This is a genomic window from Clostridium drakei (assembly GCF_000633595.2).
Lineage (GTDB): Bacteria > Bacillota > Clostridia > Clostridiales > Clostridiaceae > Clostridium_AM > Clostridium_AM drakei.
In genome coordinates, this window is record NZ_JIBU02000001.1 from 166,333 (window position 1) to 186,662 (window position 20,330).

At 27.1% G+C, this 20,330-nt stretch carries 23 protein-coding genes and 1 tRNA gene; 20 read left to right on the forward strand and 4 right to left on the reverse strand.

The annotated features are described in order from the left end of the window. Nucleotides 1-23: 23 nt before the first annotated feature. Both EG57_RS0200765 and EG57_RS0200770 read right to left on the reverse strand, forming a co-directional pair. A complete protein-coding gene (locus EG57_RS0200765; RefSeq protein WP_032075410.1) occupies nt 24-833 on the reverse strand; it encodes a metal ABC transporter permease in 810 nt (269 codons plus the stop codon). Next, nucleotides 820-1,488 (reverse strand): metal ABC transporter ATP-binding protein, encoded by a 669-nt coding sequence (locus EG57_RS0200770; protein ID WP_032075411.1) that lies wholly within the window; start codon nt 1,486-1,488, stop codon nt 820-822. Before EG57_RS0200770 ends, EG57_RS0200765 begins: the two co-directional genes overlap by 14 nt. Before the next feature lie 458 nt (nt 1,489-1,946). On the opposite strand from EG57_RS0200770, the gene EG57_RS0200775 reads away from it, so the two are divergent. The 9 genes from EG57_RS0200775 to EG57_RS26955 all read left to right on the forward strand — a co-directional run bounded on the left by EG57_RS0200775 (nt 1,947) and on the right by EG57_RS26955 (nt 8,801). Continuing rightward, nucleotides 1,947-2,264, forward strand: a complete 318-nt coding sequence (locus EG57_RS0200775) for a DUF2325 domain-containing protein (protein WP_032075412.1) — start codon at nt 1,947-1,949, stop codon at nt 2,262-2,264. Next, on the forward strand, nt 2,236-2,856 hold the full coding sequence (locus EG57_RS0200780) for an HD-GYP domain-containing protein (RefSeq protein ID WP_052037699.1): 621 nt from the start codon (nt 2,236-2,238) through the stop codon (nt 2,854-2,856). Before EG57_RS0200775 ends, EG57_RS0200780 begins: the two co-directional genes overlap by 29 nt. Before the next feature lie 130 nt (nt 2,857-2,986). Continuing rightward, nucleotides 2,987-3,061, forward strand: a tRNA-Glu gene (locus EG57_RS0200785). Between the two features lie 414 nt (nt 3,062-3,475). Continuing rightward, nucleotides 3,476-4,231, forward strand: coding sequence for a hypothetical protein (locus EG57_RS0200790; protein ID WP_032075413.1), 756 nt, complete (start codon nt 3,476-3,478; stop codon nt 4,229-4,231). A gap of 3 nt (nt 4,232-4,234) precedes the next feature. Further along, nucleotides 4,235-4,444 carry a hypothetical protein gene (locus tag EG57_RS0200795; protein WP_032075414.1) on the forward strand — a complete coding sequence of 70 codons (210 nt, stop codon included), beginning with the start codon at nt 4,235-4,237 and terminating at the stop codon, nt 4,442-4,444. Between the two features lie 811 nt (nt 4,445-5,255). Next, entirely contained in the window at nt 5,256-6,377 is a 1,122-nt protein-coding gene (locus EG57_RS25315) for a cohesin domain-containing protein (RefSeq protein WP_052037700.1), read from the forward strand. 29 nt (nt 6,378-6,406) lie between these two features. After that, a complete protein-coding gene (locus EG57_RS0200805) occupies nt 6,407-7,489 on the forward strand; it encodes an Ig-like domain-containing protein (protein ID WP_032075415.1) in 1,083 nt (360 codons plus the stop codon). A gap of 114 nt (nt 7,490-7,603) precedes the next feature. Further along, nucleotides 7,604-8,176, forward strand: coding sequence for a tyrosine-type recombinase/integrase (locus tag EG57_RS0200810; RefSeq protein ID WP_032075416.1), 573 nt, complete (start codon nt 7,604-7,606; stop codon nt 8,174-8,176). A gap of 373 nt (nt 8,177-8,549) precedes the next feature. Beyond that, the gene (locus EG57_RS26955) at nt 8,550-8,801 is read left to right on the forward strand and encodes an aspartyl-phosphate phosphatase Spo0E family protein (protein WP_242859779.1); all 252 of its coding nucleotides are present in this window, start codon (nt 8,550-8,552) and stop codon (nt 8,799-8,801) included. 272 nt (nt 8,802-9,073) lie between these two features. On the opposite strand, the gene EG57_RS0200820 is transcribed toward EG57_RS26955, so the two are convergent. Further along, complete coding sequence (locus EG57_RS0200820; protein WP_032075417.1) at nt 9,074-9,478, reverse strand: hypothetical protein; 405 nt, start codon at nt 9,476-9,478, stop codon at nt 9,074-9,076. A 556-nt stretch (nt 9,479-10,034) separates the two neighbouring features. Here EG57_RS0200820 and EG57_RS26685 point away from each other — a divergent pair. The 11 genes from EG57_RS26685 (at nt 10,035) to EG57_RS0200870 (ending at nt 19,364) form a co-directional block, all read left to right on the forward strand. After that, nucleotides 10,035-10,199, forward strand: coding sequence for a hypothetical protein (locus tag EG57_RS26685; protein ID WP_200880517.1), 165 nt, complete (start codon nt 10,035-10,037; stop codon nt 10,197-10,199). A 170-nt stretch (nt 10,200-10,369) separates the two neighbouring features. Then, nucleotides 10,370-10,558 (forward strand): aspartyl-phosphate phosphatase Spo0E family protein, encoded by a 189-nt coding sequence (locus tag EG57_RS0200825; RefSeq protein WP_032075418.1) that lies wholly within the window; start codon nt 10,370-10,372, stop codon nt 10,556-10,558. Between the two features lie 248 nt (nt 10,559-10,806). Then, on the forward strand, nt 10,807-11,643 hold the full coding sequence (locus EG57_RS0200830) for a methyl-accepting chemotaxis protein (RefSeq protein WP_032075419.1): 837 nt from the start codon (nt 10,807-10,809) through the stop codon (nt 11,641-11,643). Between the two features lie 188 nt (nt 11,644-11,831). Further along, nucleotides 11,832-12,494 carry a Type 1 glutamine amidotransferase-like domain-containing protein gene (locus tag EG57_RS0200835; protein ID WP_032075420.1) on the forward strand — a complete coding sequence of 221 codons (663 nt, stop codon included), beginning with the start codon at nt 11,832-11,834 and terminating at the stop codon, nt 12,492-12,494. Nucleotides 12,495-12,860: 366 nt separating this feature from the next. Further along, nucleotides 12,861-14,237, forward strand: coding sequence for a PhoH family protein (locus tag EG57_RS0200840; protein WP_032075421.1), 1,377 nt, complete (start codon nt 12,861-12,863; stop codon nt 14,235-14,237). A 292-nt stretch (nt 14,238-14,529) separates the two neighbouring features. Continuing rightward, nucleotides 14,530-15,537 (forward strand): phosphodiester glycosidase family protein, encoded by a 1,008-nt coding sequence (locus EG57_RS0200845; protein WP_032075422.1) that lies wholly within the window; start codon nt 14,530-14,532, stop codon nt 15,535-15,537. A 35-nt stretch (nt 15,538-15,572) separates the two neighbouring features. Next, nucleotides 15,573-16,598, forward strand: a complete 1,026-nt coding sequence (locus tag EG57_RS0200850) for a hypothetical protein (RefSeq protein ID WP_032075423.1) — start codon at nt 15,573-15,575, stop codon at nt 16,596-16,598. Nucleotides 16,599-16,632: 34 nt separating this feature from the next. Then, nucleotides 16,633-17,277, forward strand: coding sequence for a site-2 protease family protein (locus tag EG57_RS0200855; protein ID WP_032075424.1), 645 nt, complete (start codon nt 16,633-16,635; stop codon nt 17,275-17,277). A gap of 37 nt (nt 17,278-17,314) precedes the next feature. Beyond that, nucleotides 17,315-17,962 carry a tRNA (guanosine(46)-N7)-methyltransferase TrmB gene (trmB, locus tag EG57_RS0200860; protein WP_032075425.1) on the forward strand — a complete coding sequence of 216 codons (648 nt, stop codon included), beginning with the start codon at nt 17,315-17,317 and terminating at the stop codon, nt 17,960-17,962. A 122-nt stretch (nt 17,963-18,084) separates the two neighbouring features. Then, nucleotides 18,085-18,882 (forward strand): M50 family metallopeptidase, encoded by a 798-nt coding sequence (locus EG57_RS0200865; protein ID WP_032075426.1) that lies wholly within the window; start codon nt 18,085-18,087, stop codon nt 18,880-18,882. Nucleotides 18,883-18,992: 110 nt separating this feature from the next. Further along, nucleotides 18,993-19,364, forward strand: a complete 372-nt coding sequence (locus EG57_RS0200870) for a DUF3232 domain-containing protein (RefSeq protein WP_032075427.1) — start codon at nt 18,993-18,995, stop codon at nt 19,362-19,364. A 58-nt stretch (nt 19,365-19,422) separates the two neighbouring features. Here the strand turns inward: EG57_RS0200870 and EG57_RS0200875 are convergent, their stop codons facing one another. Further along, nucleotides 19,423-20,307, reverse strand: coding sequence for a DUF2156 domain-containing protein (locus EG57_RS0200875; RefSeq protein WP_032075428.1), 885 nt, complete (start codon nt 20,305-20,307; stop codon nt 19,423-19,425). Between the last annotated feature and the right edge of the window lie 23 nt (nt 20,308-20,330).

Below are 20,330 nucleotides of genomic sequence, written 5' to 3' on the forward strand. Positions count from 1 at the left end.
AGTTGTTTTTTATCATTAAAGAGTTAAGCATAATTTAAGTTAGCTTTTGCCAACCTTTTAATAATTATTACTAAAAGCATTAAAGCTACTGAAGTAAGAGCTATAGTGCCTCCAGGAGCACTATCTATGTAATAGGACAATATTAAACCTACGATGACATCTATAAATCCAAATATTATAGAAAATATAAGAGTTACTTTAAATCCTTTATGAAGTTGAAGTGCAGCAGCAACAGGCATTGCTATCATTGATGATATTACAAGTATTCCCATTATTCTTATAGAAACAGAAACAGTAGCCCCAACTAATAATGCAAAAACGTAGTTTAAAAGCTTAACTTTTACGCCCATAATCTTTGCACCATCTTCATCAAATGTTATATAAAGTAATTGATTGAAGAATAAACATAATATTATAACAGATATTATACTAAGAATAAAAACAGTAAAAAGTTCAGTGGTACTTACAGTTAATATACTTCCAAACAAGTAAGAATTTACATTTGCATTAGTTTTACCCATACTTATTAAGGTAATAGCTATACCTATACCTAAAGTCATAACAATTACTAGTATAACTTCAGCATATTTTTTATAATAATCTCTTAAAAATTCTATTGCAACACCAAAAAATGATGTGAAAATAAAAGCTGATAGTATTGGGTTATACCCAAATACTAATCCAACAGCCACTCCTGCTAGTGATGCATGAGATAAAGCATCACCCATCATGGAATATCGTTTTAAAACCAAAAAAACACCTATTGTTGGACATAGTATAGAAATAAATATAGATGCTATTAAGGCATTTTGCATGAAACTATAATGTAGCATTTGAAACCTCCAAATCGTGATACTTAAATTGGTTTATTGGATATAATCTGGCAAAACCATTTTCCATTTTACAAATATGTGTAGAATTATCTAGTGCAGCTTTAAGATTATGTTCTACTGATATAACGGTAATGTTAGAACGAAGGTTTAAGCCTTTTATAATTCTATAAATTTCATTTTGACTTGCAATATCAACACCTGTAGAAGGTTCATCAAGTATTAACAATTCTGGATTACCAAGTAGTGATCTAGCAATAAATACTTTTTGCTGCTGTCCTCCAGATAAATCTCCTATTAATTTATTTTTAAAGTTTTTCATTCCTACAGCGTCAAGAACTTCATTTATAACTTTGGAATCTTTAATCTTTAATAATTTCATATGGCATTTAAGTATTTCATAAACTGTAATAGGAAATTGTGTATTAAGACCATCAACTTTTTGAGGAACATATCCAATATTATTTGTTTTTAATGATACAGTTCCACTTATTGGATCTAGAAGGTTAAGTATAAGTTTTATTAAAGTACTTTTTGCACTACCATTTTCACCTAAAATAGAAACATAGCTTCCTTTTTTTATATTTAAGTTTATATTGTTAAGAATATAAGGCTCACTGCCGGTATAAGAAAAAGTTAAATTTTTGATTTCTACCATTAGAATCCTCCAATTTATTAATTATATTTTTATTTAACTCAAAGAAAGTTTGCATTCATTTATAGTTATAATTATTAATAAGAGTTATAACTATAAATAAATGCAAATATTAAAAAGTAGTAGGTAGATATATTTTTATGAGTATTACTTACTATAAATATTATATACCTATATGCAAATTATTTGCAATAAGTATATGCAAAAATTTAGTATACAATGAAATTTTATGCTAAAAAATAAACATTATTCATAAGTTAAAAATATAATTTGGGTAATTTTATTCTTATTATAGGTTTACAAAAGTAAAATAAAGTAGTATTATATATATGATAATGAAAATCAATATCAATTGATAAAAAAGTGGGAACATAAAATAATAAATGTATGAATTGAAAATTAGTTTAGCAATATGATGTTACAAAAGAAATTAAAAATATAATATGGAAAGGAGATTTTTTATGAGCGTTTTAGTTATAGGTGGAGACAATATTTGTAATATCAAAGAAAAGTTAAAAAGGACGGGTTTTGATAAAATACATCATATAACAGGAAGAAAGAAAAGTGATAGGAAAATTAGAATTCCAGAAAAAACAGATTTAGTATTGGTATTAGTAGATTATGTAGGACATAGTTTAACATGTATTGCAAAAGAGGAATCTAAGAAATGTGATGTGAAAATTGTATTTTCTAAGAGGTCTTGGGTTCATATGGAAAATATTATACAAGATTGCGCTAAGGAGATATCAAATGCTAAAAGAAGTTGTAGTTGGATTTAATGAAACAGAAATTTATCATGATATAATAGAAAGCTTGGTAACAGCTCTTGAGGCAAAAGATTATTATACAAGTGGACATTCAGAAAGAGTAGCATTTATGTCATATGAATTATCAAAAAAGCTTGGTATATTAGGAAACGAATTGGAGAATATTCACATGGCAGCCCATCTTCACGATATAGGCAAAATAGGAGTACCTGATAATATATTGAATAAAACTGGAAAACTTTCAGAAGATGAATGGCAGCATATAAAAATGCATCCCAAAATAGGTTTTGATATTTTAAATAAATCAAATAAATTAAAGCATATTGCTAAAATTGTACTTCATCATCATGAAAAATGGAATGGAAGTGGTTATCCAAATGGACTAACTAAATTAGAGATACCATTAGGAGCTAGAATAATTACAGTATGTGATTCTATCGACGCAATGACTTCAATAAGACCTTATAGAAAGGCTATGGATTTTGAAAAGTGTATGGAGGAAATAGTGGTTAATAAAAATATTATGTATGATCCCACAATTGTTAATTTTATAGAAAATAATTTAAAGTTTATGAAAAGTATATCTAATTTCCAATTTGTATAATTACTAATGATTAAATTTATAAATTTAAATTTCTGATAAACCAGTAATAAAAAAAAATTACATAAAAAATGTAATTAACTGCTTGACTTAAATAGCAATGTATAATATACTATTTAAGTAAGTTAAATATGGCCTCTTGGTCAAGCGGTGAAGACGCCACCCTCTCAAGGTGGAATCAGGGGTTCGATTCCCCTAGTGGCTACCATAAGTGTAATAAGAGTGTTTTACAGAGATGTAAGACCTCTTATTTTTTTAGTTTCCTACATTTTTCCCGCACTAGTTTTAGGGTGCTATAAACAAAGTCAGATTTATACTCATTTTAGCCAAATAAATTATTTGATTTTTCAACTGCTGTAATTTTTTCTTTAGGCATTACATGAGTATGTTAGCAGTTATTGAAACAATATAGATTAGTAAAAATTTAAATATCGCATTATTCAGAATGAATTTGCGGTATTTTTTTATATTTTAAATGTTACACAATTTATAGAAAATGTGAGTTTATGGATGTGAATATATAGAATATGGTAAAATAATAATAGAGCCTAAAAAATGAATAATTAATATTGCTACTGCAGTAGTTTAACCCATAATTTAAAAATGTTAAAGGAGGCAAATGATGAAGTGTAAAAAATTATTAATACCATTATTAATACTTAGTTTTTTTGTCAGTTTTTCATATGCAAATGTCCAAGCTAAAGGGCATGGAGGTGGACATTCATCTTCACATTCATCCTCTAAATCTTCACATAGTTCAACATCTAAGAGTAGTAGTTCGGGAATTAAAAGTGGAAGCTTTTCAAATAGTAAAGCAACTACAAAATCAACAACTATACCTAAAAGTAGTACGCCTACAAAGCCAACTACACCTAATAGTACCACAGGAATTAAAAGTGGAAGCTTTTCAAATAGTGAAGCAACTAAAAAATCGACAGCTGCACCTAAAAATAATACAAATACAAAGTCAACTACACCTAAGAGTGCTGCAGGAATTAAAAGTGGAAGTTTTTCAACGACTAAAGCGCCGCCTGCATCAACTGAGAAATCCACATCAACTTTAAAAAATACGGTGAATACTAAGTCAAAAGCTTTAGCAAGTATTCCACCAAGTTATAGTTGCCATTCTATCAGTAATAATTATTATTACAATACTAGCAATGGAGGAAGCAACTTTTGGAGCAATTATTTGTTATATAGAGCATTAACACCAGAACACAGAACATATGTGACAACCACTGGTTCAAATGCAGTTGCACCAGCATATACGGGAGCTAGGTCTATAATGGCAGATGTAATAACATTGATATTTATTGTAGGAGCAATTGTATTAGTAATTTATATAGTTAAGAAAAAAAATGCTAAGAAAGAAATATGAAATATGGATAGTCTAAATAAAGAGATAGAAAATAAAATACCTAAATTAGCTGAATATCTTAAAGAAGAAAAAGAAATAAAACAAATAGATAGAGCACTAAGTTCATTAAGTAATATTGAAAAACAAGTTATACAATATAAGTGCATACAGGGAATGTATTATTATGAATTTACATATAAGGTTTTAAAAGTGAAAGGCAATGTAAAAGAATAAAAAGCATAGCTTTAAATAAAATTGCAATTGCACTGGGATTTTAGAGTGACCATTTTTTGTCTCGAAAATAGCACTTTAATGGCACTCTATTATAAAATTAATGAGTTATAATGGTATTATGGAAAATTAAATAATGGTTGCTACAGCAAGGATTTAATGTGGCAATAACAAAAGCATCTGGTTTCAGGTGCTTTATTCATAAAAAGTTAAAATAATATACATTAATAAGAAATAAAATCTACATAAAGTTGTAACAATTACCATGTATAATGATAATTGTCCTAAGGAGATAACCCTTAGAGGAAAATTTAAAAGAATATAATAAGTCCCCCTTATTATAGATATATTTTGCTTTATGTAAGCACTAGTGAATATCACTGGTGCTTATTTAAATTTATAAGAGGTGAGAGGTGTGAAGGTAGAAAAAATAATAAAGACTCAGCAGCAAGATATGCATAAAAAACTAAAACAACAAATAGTAATAAGAATCCAAGGAAAGGTAAAGAAGAACACCTTTCCTTTTCTGATATTTTAAGTTTAATGAAACAAGATAGTTATTATAGACATAGGGGAGCTATACGGCAAAAGTAGAGTAAAACCAGTAAATGTAAGGGATATGTATGTAAAAAAGTAACTTTAAGGAAATTATAAAAATCATCTATAAAATTTACAAAAAATTAATTATTTGTTCGATTATGAAATATTTTGTAATACGATTTATGTTGATAAATCTAATGTCAATGGTTTAAAATGGTTTTTGAAAGTTGTTTACAATTTATTAAAATCATTTCAAATAAGGGGGAAGATACATATGAAAAATTTTAAGAATTTTATAGGTAAAGTTGCTTTAGTATTTTGTATGGCTTTAATAGTTGGAGTTTTAGGTAGTGAAAGTGTTTTTGCTGCAAATGTAGGTGATCAGTTGAATTCACCAGAAGCAGGATGGAAGAGATATGGTGCGGAAGATAAAAATTTTCAATATTCGTTTCCACCTGTATGGTATGGAAATAAGGCATTTAGTGATGGAACTAATAAATTATTATCAGTGTCATTTAATTTTAAGGGAACTAAATTAAGAATAATAGGATATTCTGGAGGAGATAGATCTAGTGATTTAAGTTGTATCATAGATGGAAAAGAAGAAAAATTTAATCAAGCAACAGTTTCTCAAGATAACTCATTGAATTATAGTAAAGAAGGCTTAGAAAATAGGGAACATTCAGTAAAGATTAAAACAAATGTACCTGGTAGCTATACTGGATTAAATCTTACAGCTATAGATATAGATGTAAGTGGAGAATTAAAACCATATAATGAAAATATACAACCTTCAACATTACAAATTATTTTAAATGTTGAACCAGAAAAAAATAAAATAAGACTAAATGAAACAGTATCAGCTAATTTAACAATAGATAACATAAAAGACATTGCGGCAGAAGATGTAAGAATAAAATATGATAATAGTAAATTACAATTTTTGGGTGCTACAGAAGTAGATGGAATAAAATTAGTAAAGAATGATGCAAAAGACGGAGAATTAAGACTCATTCTTGCAAGTAAGGGTTCATCTAATGTAGTTGAGGCTAAGAAATCATTGTTAAAGTTAAATTTTAAAGGAATAGCCGCAGGTGATGCTTTAGTTGATGTAACTAAAGGTAGGGTTTCAGATGGTATTACTATGGAAAAAGATTTAACAGATGATCAATGTGGACAAGCAACTATAACAATAGATAATGAGGCTCTTACAGATGTAAATAAAGATGGACAATTTACACTTTTAGATTTAGCTATTGATGGTAGACATTATAGTGAAGATCCAGCAACACTTACTCAATATAATACTGATATTGTTGTAAATAAAGCTATAGATGATGATGATTTAACTAAGATAGGTGAGTATATGTTGGCTAATCCTAATTATAAATTTTAGTTGAGTAATATAGATAGGGGAATTAAGCTATGAGAAATTTTAAAGGTTTTATGAATAAAATTATATTAATATTTACTATGGTTTTGATTTTTGGAGGGTTGGGATATAGTAATGTATACGCTGCTACTGTAGGACAATCATTAGTTCAACCAGAAGCAGGATGGAAAAGGGTGCAAGAAAGTGATTTAAATATAACTTATACAGGAAAATGGATATTAGACAACAATTCGAATATATATTCAGATGGAACACCTGCATATTCAGATGGAAAAGGGAAATATTGTACTAGTGATGCAAATACATCAATAAAATTTAATATTATCTCTAATAAAATTAGAATTGTAGGCTTGTTAAGGCAATCAGGCTATTCAAGTAATACCATTATAAAAATTGATGGTATTGAAGAAAAGTATACAGAAATTACCTCAAGTCCATATATAAATGCTGCTATTTTATATGAAAGAACCAATATTGATTATAAAGAGCATTTTGTTGAAATTAGAGGTGAATTAGGAAAATATACAACTTTAGATGCAATAGATATAGATTCATCAGGAATAATTAAGCCTTATAGTGAAAATATAACCACTAATGTTTCAAATATATCATTAGATAAATCTACGGATAACTTACAAGTAGGACAGACAGATCAATTAACAGCAACAATAAAACCAGATAATGCAACAAATAAAAATGTAAAATGGAAAAGTAGTGATGAATCAATAGCAACTGTAGATAAAAATGGAAAAGTGACAGCAATAAAAGAAGGAACAGCAACAATAACTGCAACGACAACTGATGGTAGTAACTTAAGTGCCTTGTGTGTTGTTACTGTAATATCTAAGGGTACAACACCAACAAACCCAACTGATAATACTGGTAATGCAATATTAACTATAACTATGACTAATGGAAATGTAAAATCATATACAGTACCTATGAGTAAAGTAAATGATTTTATAAGTTGGTATGACAATAGGGTGAGTGGAAGCACTGGAAAAGCTTATTATACATTTGATAAAACAGATAATTTACAACCCTTTAGTAAGAAAACTGAGTATATAATATTTGATAAAATATCATCTTATGAAGTAGATGAATATACAAAATAAATGATATAATTATGATGTTAAGCATATATAATATCAACTGGCGTTTAGGTCTTAGGACTTAGGCGCCTTTACTATTTATAAAACAAATAAACTAATTAATAATGAGGTGGTGATATGAATTCAGTTGAACCTATAAGATATATGCAATTAGTATATGATATAGAGGATTATTTAAAAGAAAAGAGTGAAAGAAATTATGTTTTATTTTTAATAGGAGTAAATACAGGGTTAAGAATATCAGATATATTAAAACTTAGAACTAGGGATATAAGAGATCCAAAGGGGAACATAAGAAAACATATTTCACTTCAAGAACAAAAAACTGGTAAGGATAAAAAGATAAAAATATCTGATGATATTAGACCAATACTAAGGGAATATTTGAAGGATAAGAAAGAATATGAATACATAGTTAAAAGCAGCAAAGGCACAAATAAGCCAATAACTAGGCAACAAGCATATAGAATACTTAGTGAAATAGGTAAAATGTTTGATATAGAAAATATGGGTTGTCATACATTAAGAAAGACTTTAGGATATCATTATTATAATAAAACTAAAGATATTGCAGCATTAATGGAACTATATAATCATTCAAGTCCAGTTATAACACTTAGATATATTGGAATAAATCAGGATAAAAAAGATTTAATGATAGATAAATTAAGTTTTGTAAGAAAGCGTTAAAAAACGGAAGGATTTTTTTATTTAATTACAAATGTGTCATAAAAAAGTGAATGTAACATAGGTGGACAAAAATAAAGGGTATATATAAGTAGAAAAAAATTTTTTAGTAAGTAGAAAAAAATTTTTTAGGATGTTACAAAATTAATAAAACGTAACATTTCAAAATAGAAAACAAATAAAAATCTGAATTTATCATAAAACTATGGTAAATTTATACATTGAAAGAAACAGTTAATCTGTAAATTTAAATGTATAGGCATCCTTTAAAAATTCAATAATACGTAATTAAAAATGAACTTTATGGTTCATATAAGAAAATATTAAATATTCATGATGAAATATGATATAAATAGTAAAAATACAAATATATAAAGTGTGCAAAAATGTCTATTTTAATTGCCTCTATTTTAATATTGCTATACTTGATAAATTTAAGTATATTCCACTTAAGGGGGAGATTATAATAGAGCAATTAAAGAAATTAGAAATACTAATAGAAGAATTAAGGGCACAATTATATGATATTATTAATAAAAAAAATGGAGACTTATTAAGTCCAGAGGTAGTGACAGCTAGTAAAATGTTAGACTCGGCATTAAATACATATATAGAATTAATCAAGTGATTATTAAACTGAGGTGAAGATATCAGCGATGGTAGTGATCGGATAAATGAAAATAAGTACTTAGAGTAATTTAGGTGTTTTTTAATATTTATTATATTTATTAAATATCGTTTATAAAACTGGATAAATGCTTGCATTGATTTATCATGTAATAAAAATATAATTATTTTTATAAGAATTTTATGACAAAGTTTCAAGCCTGCCAAATGGCAGGCTTGTTAATTGTATATTTAATTATGCTATGTTTAGAATAAGGTTTCATATATAGTATTTTATTTATAAACTGTTTTTGAACCTATTGAGTCACCATTAGCATAAAAATGTACTACAGCATATGTCCAATGTCTATCTGTTCCACAGCCATATGACATTCCTGAACTTGAGCGTTCGCGATGTTGGAATTTATCTACATCACGACCATTTTCATCATAAAAGTTTATGACAACTTCATATAGAGCGGAAGAATAATTTGAATTCATATTTATATATACATTGCCATTTCTTACATATGCATCACAAGTAAAATTGTTACTTGCATATAATTTATTTGTAATAGTGTTACTGGAGTTTTGAATATTACTTTTTATAGGTGCAGCTTGTACACTTGAAAAGGCTAAATTAGAAGCTACTATAGCTCCACATAAAACAGGTCCTAAAAATTTAATTTTTTTGTTCATAAAATCAATCCTTTCGTGATTAAAATATTTGTATGTTTTTGGTTTATATTATATATAATACAACTTTTTATAAAAAATGTAAAACATTACTTTAAGTCATAATTTTACATATAAAGTCAATTAATGTTTAATAATTAGAGTTAATTTGAGGTTATTATATACTATTCGAATGTATTGTAAATAATTGGCATTAAAGAGCTGAATTTATTAAATTATACATGTTAAAAGATAAAACAATAAGTGCTTTTGAATAAAATTAAGGAACTTGGTTATGAATAAATAAAAACAAGAAATTGGATATAATTAACATTAATTGTATTATAGGTGAAAATCATAGGTTCTTAAAAGTGAAATGTATAGAATGATATTGTTTAGTAAATTCAATAAATTAGATAAAAATTTTAATAAATGCTATATAATAATTATTAATAGTAAGATAAAACTTAGCGAAAAAATAATAATTTTTATTTTATTATAATTTAGTAGATTTTGTTTTAAGTAGGAATTAACTAGGAATAATATTGAAGATTATTTAAATTTAAAAGAGGTGTAACACATGAAGGTTGGAGATATAGTACAAATACAAGATGAAAATGAATGGAAAGGATTATATGGAGTAGTAGAATATGTAACAGTAGGAATATCGCATATATTTTGTGTTCAGAATCCATGTTATTTATATGTAGCTAAAAAGGATAATAATATAAAAATTATAAAATAAAGTATAGTTTAATATAGCTAATATTATAGGACACTCTGTAGGTAGAGTGTTCTTTTGTATAAAAATATAAAAAATAAAATAGAAAAAGATTGAAAATTTAGAAAATATAGAATATAATAAAAATAGAAATATTATAGTAAAATGGCAAAAATATATAGGGAGGTGTAGCCATGAAAAATATACAAAAATATGAATATTTGCTTACTGAAATTGACAATATGAGAAAGTATATGTATGTTATTATTGAAAGAGGAGTAGGCCTAACCGATGATGAAATGCTTGAAATAAGTCAAAGGATCGATTCCTTATTAAATGACTACAATAAACTTATACACAATAAAAATGCACAAGTTGCTTAAGCTATATATGGGGAATTTGGAGTATTCTAAAAAATAAAATATTGTTTATATTAGATAAGCATTTGTAGAAATACTGATGCTTATTTATTTTTAAAATATAACTAAAGGCAAATTTGAAACAGGAATTAATTTAGAAATTTAAAGTATCCATGCAGTTTTTGTGTAAAAAATAGTAAATATTTTAATTTATATGTATAAGTTGTATAATATATATTATACTTATAATAAATTACATAGGAGGGAAAAATATGTTGTCACCAGTTGTTAAAAATACAATATTTGACTCTTTAAATGCTTCGTTACAATACATAGATATACTTTTTGATCATCATGTAACTATTTATATTACTGATACAGAAAAAATTTTGAAAATACTTTGTAGTGACAAATTAAGTTTAAGTAGTAAAGAAGGAGATCCAACACCTAAAGCAGGTGCTCCAGGAAAGGCGTTAAAGTCTGGAAAACCAGTAATAGAAATTCTTCCTAAAGAATTATATGGAGTACCTTTTAGATCATATTCCATTCCAATTAAAGATGACAATAATAATGTGATTGGTCTTTTGTTAGCAGCAGAAAGTCTTGAAAATATGGATAGTGTACTAACTCTTTCTGAAAATGTATCAAGTTCTCTTAAAAAAATGTCTTTGGCAAGCAATGATATTTGTGAAGAAATTCAAAAAATAGTTAATTCAAATTCCAATACTTATGATGCACTGAATAAGGCTAATAATAATGTTGAAGATACTAATGAAATTTTGAAATTTATACAAGGTGTTTCGAGTCAAACTAATCTTTTAGGACTAAATGCAGCTATTGAGGCTTCAAGAGCAGGAGATAATGGAAAGGGCTTTGGTGTAGTTGCGCAAGAAATAAGAAAATTGTCTAAATCAAGTAGTGAATCAGTTAAGAAAATTGATACTGTTTTAAAAGAAATTACTAGCTCAATGGAACTTGTTACTAATGGTATAAATAAATCAAATTCAAATTTTGAAGCGGCAAGTAGTGCAATAGAGGAAATAACTTCATCTATTCAAGAATTATCTTCAACTGCTGAAATATTAAAAGAACTAGCTAAAAAAATTTAAATACATTAATTATAGAAGACAGTGGAGTAAAATTAATCAAAATTGATTTTTGTATAAAAAGCGTAAGGCCTATACTTTCACTTGTTAATATAATATCTTTCATATGGTTTAAAGAAAAAATGTGATATAATAACCATTAGTTGAATAAAAATGGCACAATATGATCAATAAACCAGGGGGGAATATCAATGGTAAATATGTTATTTAGTTTATATAACTTTAATGAAAAATGGGCAAAAAATATCGTATCAAAGTATATAAACTCTAATAATAGAGTTCTGATAATTCCATTTTCTTTTGATGAAGATGTAAAAAGTGATATGGAATGGCAGAGTGAATTTAATAAATACAAAGGAAGGCATTACAAAGTTATAGAGAAAACGTTCTCGAGCTATGGAGTTAGTGGGAAAAATATAAAATGTATAAATTATTTTAAAGATACTAAGGAAAGTGCAAAAGATAAAATAAAAGATAGTGATGTAATATTTTTCACTGGAGGCTTGCCTGATAAAATGATGTACAGGCTAAGTGAGTTTGATTTAATAAATGAAATCGAAAACTTTAAAGGTATAATTATTGGAAGTAGTGCTGGTGCAATGATACAGATAAAAGATTATCATATTACTCCAGATGAAGACTATAATACATTTTCATATAATAAAGGGTTAAATTTTATTAAAAATTTTGATATTGAAGTACATTATGAAGGCACAGAAACACAGGAAAAGTACATAAATAAGGTACTAAATGAAAAATCAGATACAGTGTATGCAATTAAAAATACTGGAGGAATAATTATTGATAATAATGTAACTACATTATTAGGAGATACATGTAAATTCAATAGATAGCTTAAAATTTTTTATTTGATATAAAATAGGTTTTTAGAATTCTATAAATAAAGCACTTGGTTAATGCCAGGTGCTTTATTCATAGGATATTAAAAAAATATATACTAACATGTAACAAATATTAAACAATATCGTAACAATTATTTTATATAATAATAATTGTCCTAAGGAAATAGACCTTAGAGGAAAATTTTAAAATATAATAAGTCTCCCCTTATTATAGATATAGTTTGTTTCAGGTAAGCACTAGTGAAAGACACTAGTGCTTATTTGAATTAATATAATAAAAGTGTATTTCAATAAATTTTAATACATTTATAAAATGTAGTGAATATAATAGTAGTAATGGAGAAGGGAGGAGTAATTTTGAAGAGAACCTATATCTTGGACACAAATGTTATTCTGTATTCACCAGGGGCTATTTTTACTTTTGGGGATAATGATGTAATTATACCTGAAATAGTATTAGAAGAATTAGATAGCTTTAAAAAACAAAAGAACGACCTAGGTGCTAATGCTAGACATGCAGCTAGAATTATAGATAGACTTAGAAGACAGGGAAAGCTTAATGAAGGAGTTAGTATCCCAGGAGGGGGAAAATTGAAGGTAGAAATGAATCATTATGATACTGAAATACCTCCATGCTGGGATAAAAATAAGGCAGACAATCGAATAATACAGATTTGTAAAGCTCTTAAGGAACAAGGAGAAGATGTATGCCTTATTACAAAAGATACTTTTGAGAGAATTAAAGCAGATATTGTTGGTATAGATGTGGAGGATTTTTATGAAAAGGTAGTACCGGAAAATGAAGATCAATATACAGGAAGAATTGATGTTTACGCTTCAAATGAAAAAATATCAGAATTTTATCATAATAAATTTATAGAAATAAAGGATGTTTTATGTTATGAAGAGACACAAGGGAAATATGTTGTACCTAACTTTTATACTAATCAATTTGTTATAATTCACTGCAGTGAAAATCCTAGGCAAACAGCATTAGGAAGATTTAATGGTGATAAAATAGTAAATTTGAATTACAAGGAAAATATTTTTTTCGGTATTAATCCAAGAAATGTAGGACAGAAATTCATGATGGAGGCATTGTTTACAGATGCAGATAAAGCTCCTTTAGTGATAGTAAAGGGGCCAGCAGGTACAGCTAAAACTTTATTTTCTTTAGCGGTTGGACTTCACAAGATTATGGAGTGTAATACTAATCAATATAGAAGAATTCTTGTATGCAGGCCCAATGTCACTATGGATGAAGATATAGGATTTTTACCTGGTACAGAAGAGGAGAAAATAGCACCTTTTATGAGGCCAATATTTGACAATTTGGAAATATTAGTAGATTCAAATGAAAAACAGAGATATAAAAATGAAAAGGAATTAGCAGATAAAATTAAAGAACTTTTTGATAGAAGAATTATAACTACAGAGGCTGTAGCTTATTTAAGAGGAAGATCTATAGTTAAAAACTGGGTAATTGTAGATGAAGCACAAAATTTAACACCAAAGCAGGTTAAAGCGATTATAACAAGAGTAGGTGAAGGAACAAAGCTTATATTAATAGGAGACCCAGATCAAATAGATCAACCATTCCTGGATTCAAGATCAAATGGACTTTGTTATGCTTCGGAAAAAATGAAAGGTAGTAATTTATGTTATCAAATAACAATGAATTACAATGAATGTGAAAGATCACCACTATCATATGAGGCTTCAAAAAGATTATAATGATTTAAATAGGCGGAGTTAATCCGCTTTTTTTATAAGAAATTTTATTCACTTGAAACGTATTCAAATAAGAGTACATGTCAATAATTTTATATGTAAACATAATTTAGAAATTGATCATGAATTTATAAAGAATGGAGCAAAACAATTTTTAGAAAATCCTTAACATATTCAAAATTTAATTTTTATTAACATCTTTTATGACCTATTTATAATTATTTCTATTTAAAAAATATATCATTTATTGTACAATATTGAGAGATGTAATTTTAGAAAGGAAAGGTTTTTGTATATGAACAAAAGAAAAACAAATGGTAAAAGGGGGAAATCCATTTGGAAGTTGGTTATAGGGTTTTTAATATTTGAAGTATTATTCACTGGAATAACTGCTCCTCTTTTAATATTTTATGGGCCATTTAAAAATGTAAAAAAAACTATAGTTGAATCTGCAATGACAACACTTAGTCATCAATATATTGCTAAGTTTTTTTTATCTGATGATGAAATTAATAAAATTTTGGGAGAAAATACTATAGACAATATTCAACAAGATAATGTTTCTCAGTTAAAGTTTGAAAATAAACATGATAGCAGCATAGAAAGAGAAGAAGTTAGTGATGGAAGAAAATTTAACGGATATATTCTTATCATTCATGATCCTACAAGAGTAAAAGTAGGGTATAGTAAGAAGTTAGGTGTAGCTGGTGAGTTAACTAGCCAAATAGCAAAGGATAACAATGCTGTAGCAGCAATTAATGGTGGTGGATTTACAGATAGCTCTTCAGGTGATAGTAAGTGGACAGGGACTGGTGGAAAACCTGTTGGAATACTTATGAGTGGTGGAAAAGAAGTGTATAATGACGTATCAGATGAAGATAAGGAAATGGAAGTAATGGCAATGACTAGTAAAGGGGAACTTTTGGTAGGCTCACACAGCTTGTCAGAAATGAAGTCACTTGGCGTTACAGAGGCTATCTCCTTTGGTCCTGCATTGGTTGTAAATGGAAAGGGAACTATAAAATCTGGTGATGGCGGATGGGGAATAGCTCCAAGAACTGCCATAGGACAGAGGAAAGATGGAGCTATATTATTTTTGGTTATAGATGGAAGGCAAACAAAAAGTGTAGGTGCAACATTGAAAGATGTTCAGAATATAATGCTTGAATATGGTGCATTAAATGCTACAAATTTGGATGGAGGTTCTTCATCAACTATGTACTATGAAGGTGAAGTAATAAATAATCCATGTGACCCTTTAGGAGAAAGATCTGTACCTTCTGCTGTTTATGTTAAACATTAAAGTACACTAGATAAGTATTAGAAGGAGAGTGCTCAATGAAGATTTTCGTAAGAATTCTTATATGGATAATGATATCATTAACACTACAGTGTGCAGGACTTTTTTATGCTAATAAATACTTATTTGCATCAAGCACAGATATAAAAACTAAAAAAGTAGTGAAAAGTGATAACAAAAAGCCAGATATTAAAATTAATATACCAGATAATGCGAAAAATACAAATATATCATTTGATGGGAAGTTTGTGGCTTATTATGATGGAGATGTGTTGAAAGTAGTAAATACTTTAACAGGTGAAGAAAAAAGTGTAGAATTTCAAGGTGGAGTAAAGGTATCTTTTTATAAATGGCTTTCTGATAGAAATAGAATGCTTATAGCTGAAAAGGAAAGCTCAGATGAAGAATCAAATTTAAAATTAGCTTATTATGATGTTGATAAAGGTTTAAAAGAGGATATTAAAAACTTAGATTGGGCTGATAAAAAATCAGAGGTTGAAGATATACAAGCATCACCTCTTACTAATGTAATATATGTTAAGGTGGCTAATAGTGGAAAGCGCAGCAATATATATTGGGTTAATATAATGAAGGAAATGAAAAAGGTTGAAACAAGAAGTTATCAAATAGGAAGTATAAAAGTACTTCCACATGAAGATAAGTTAATATATGAAGATTTAACTCACAGTAGAATATATATGACTGATAAAGATGAACCTTTAGATATAAGTGGTGTAAGTAATCCAAGTTTATTAGGGGTAGATGATAATGACAATGTATATATAGGAGAAACCAATGATGATAAAGTTACTAAAGTATTTTATGGAACTGTAAAAGAAGGCAGAAATGAATTTCAAACTATAGATTTAGGAAGTTCTGTAGATAAAAATAATATATATATAACTGGAGAAGGAAAAGTTTATATTAATGATAATCTTAAAGGTGTTGTAAAGGAATTTTCAAGTGGAAAACAATATAATTATGTAGGAACTTTTGTTCAAATGTATAACGGAGGAGTTATATCGATAAGTGATGGGAAACTTGTAAAAACTTTATTTAATTAAATAATTTTTTGTATTAAGGGAGGGATAATTAGATTTGGATAATTGGTTATTAGGAAAAATACTTATATTACCAGCCATACTTATAGGATTTACATTTCATGAGTATGCTCATGCTATAGTGGCGGATAAGTTAGGAGATAAAACTCCTAAATTTCAAGGAAGACTTACGTTAAATCCATTTGTGCATATAGATATAATTGGATTTTTAATGATACTAATAATGAATTTTGGATGGGCAAAACCTGTTCAAATAAATCCATCAGCTTTTAAAAATAGATATAAAGATGATTTAAAAGTATCTATTGCTGGGCCGTTAGCAAATTTAGTAGTAGCATTTATAGGAGCAATACTTATGGTATTATTATCTAAGTATGGATTTAATTTATTAAGCGCTGTTCCAGGATTATATAATATACTTTCAATAATAATTTCATATATAGTTAGTATAAATTGTATGCTTTTTATTTTTAATCTTATACCGATACCAGGTTTGGATGGATTTCACATTTTGAGAGATTTATTTCCAGGCTATTATTATAAAATATCAGATACATTATATAGATATCAAATGATTATATTGTTAGTGATTATAGTAACACCTATAGCAACTTATGTAGTAGGAATACCATCAAGACTTTTATATGTTACATTTATTCGTATTGCTAATCTTATAATATAAAACAAAATGCTATGTTGATACATCAGGAGGAATTTTTATGAGACTAAGGAAAAAATGGTGGGCGAGACCAGAGATGGAGCAAAGTCCCTTGACTGTGATAAATCCACAAGAACACAAAGGAAAGTGGAAGGAAGAATTTAAGAATGAAAATCCTATATATTTAGAATTGGGATGTGGAAGAGGAGCTTTTTTATGTGAACATTCAAAACAAAATCCCAATATAAACTATATAGGTATAGATTTAAAAGATGAAGTATTAATATATGCTTTAAGAAAACTAATTCAAGAAGAAATTACTAATGCTAGAATTATTCCATCTAATATAACAAATATTTCAGAAATGTTTGATGAGAATGAAGTAAGCAGGATATATATAAATTTTTGCAATCCTTGGCCAAAGGACAGACATAATAAGAGAAGACTTACACATACAAGATTTTTAAATCAATATAAGCAATTTTTAAAACCTGAAAGTGAAATATGGTTTAAAACTGATGATAGAGATTTGTTTGAGGATTCTCAAGTTTACTTTAAAGAGAATGGTTTTAATATTGAATATATAACTTATGATCTTCATAATAGTGATTTTCAGCAAAATATAGTTACAGAGTATGAGAGCAAATTTACTTCTTTAGGAATGAAAACTATGTTTTTATTAGCAAAACTTGTTGTAGTCAGTAAATAGATTTTGAAAATACAAATAAAATTTTAAACTAAATAATTCACATTAGAGATCAAAGATTCTTCTCTAATGTGTTTTTATTTTAAAAATATATAGTTTTGTAGTATTGAAAGGTGTGGTACACTATGAACTTTTTAACAGAAATATTATGGAAAACTCTTATAGAAACATTTTATTTAACGGGTATGATTATATTAATTGGATTGACACTTGGTGTACTAAGAAATAATTCAATAAAAAACTTTCAAAGGAGTTTTGGCAGCAATGCAGTAATGATAACAGGATTTATTGGTGTTCCAATCCATGAGCTAAGTCATGCTATTTTTGCTGTATTATTTGGACATAAAATTACTAAAATTAAATTACTTCAAAAACCAGATGAGAATGGCGTAATGGGATATGTACAACATGGTTACAATCAAAATAGCATTTATCAACAAATAGGAAATTTTTTTATAGGTATAGCACCTATATTTGGAGGAGTTTTTTCTATAATTACTTTGATGAAATTTATGTTGCCAAGAGTCTATAACAGTTTTATTGATATATTAATTAGAAGTTTGCATGTTACAGTGTTAAATAAAAATACAATTGAAGGAATAATAAACTCTTATTCAGGGTTAATAAAGGTTATTTTTTCTTTAAAGAATTTTCAAAATCCCTATTTTTATATATTTCTATTTCTATCTATATGTATATCTTCCCATATATCTTTGAGCTCTGCGGATATAAAAGGAGCTTTTAGAGGATTGAGTGTTATATTTATAATACTATTAATATTAAATGCTTTAAATTTAACAAAATATATCTTGGCTATTGATTTAATAAAGTATAATATTTTAATAACGGGATTTCTAATGATATCTGTAATACTTTCTACAATAACATTTTTAGTAAGTTTAATTTTTATTAATGTAAAATAGTGATAAAAAAAGAATGATTACATTTATTTTGGAATAATTTGTAAAAAAGCTATATTTTGTGATACAATAGTATTATTGTATAGAAAATATAAAATGGGGGTTAATATGCTATGTTTAGAGAAAAAATTAATGAATTTATTAGAGTTATTTCTAAAACAGAGGATTGTGAATGTTTAGATATGATGGAAGAATTGATAGACTCTGCTGGGGATTATTTGAGAAGAGTTAATGTATTAGAAATAGGAATAATGGTTGGAAAGTATAGCAAAGAAGATGATGAATATAGAAAATATATTGATAAACTAGATAAACAAAGAAGCAGTGCATATGATAATTTAATATCAAATGTTAAAATTATTAATAGACTTTGCAGAATAAATAATTTAGTACCAATGTATCAAGGAAATGAAGAAGAAAGAGTAGAAGTAGCTGAATTTGCACAAAAGGTAGTAGATGAACTATTTAGTACAAGAAGATTATAATTAAAAAATTAGCATGAAGGATCATATTCCTTCATGCTTTTTAAACAGGAATATTATATTAGCTTACATTAAATTTTTTAGCAAGCTCAATAGGAGAATAAGATAATTTTGCTTGTCTTAGACCTTCAATTCCTAAATCTTGTTCACGGTTTATGAGTGGAGTTTCACTAAAGTAATTTTCTATAAAAGTTTTATTGACAAAGTTATAAAGACCTCTTATATCTGAATCTGCTTTTTCAATGTGTATTATTCCAACATTTTCATTTACCTTTTCACCTATGGTGAAAGCTGATAGCTTATCATTAACGTGAACAACCATTCCTATAAAATCCAATTTGTTACTATTTTTTAGTAATTCTTCTATAGATCTGAGTTCATATAAAAGATATCCCTTACATATATGTTTGTGACACCATTCACGAGCGGCTTTTATGCATGGTTGTATTAGTTCTGGAGTCATTTCAGAAATTTTATAATCATAATTTTTTATAAAATAGTTATAGTGATTTTTTTTCTTATGAAGAATTTTGCCAGAAAGACTTATAAGTTTTTTGCTTTCATATATATAATCAAAATTATCTCTATCCTCTTCTATAACAAAAGTATCACCGAAAACATCTAATAGATCATCTATAAATGGTTGTTCTGCATCTTTAAAAAGGTAACTTAGGTCATATGAAGATCTAAGTTCTAATAAAATATTAACTATTTCTTTTAAATTTTCTTTTTTATAGCCTATAGGCTGCATAAAATGATAACTTCCATCAAAGTCCATCTTTTTAATAATTATTACATCTTTATAAATAGCATACTGTATATCGCAAGCTTTTCGCCATATAAAAAGATTTGTAAAAGAATATTCACAGGTTTCAAATGAGTATGGTTTTAAATATTTGTCAAAGAGTTCCTTATCTTCTAGAGATAGGGGTTTAAAATTAAGCATAGGTACATCCTTTCTGTAAAAAC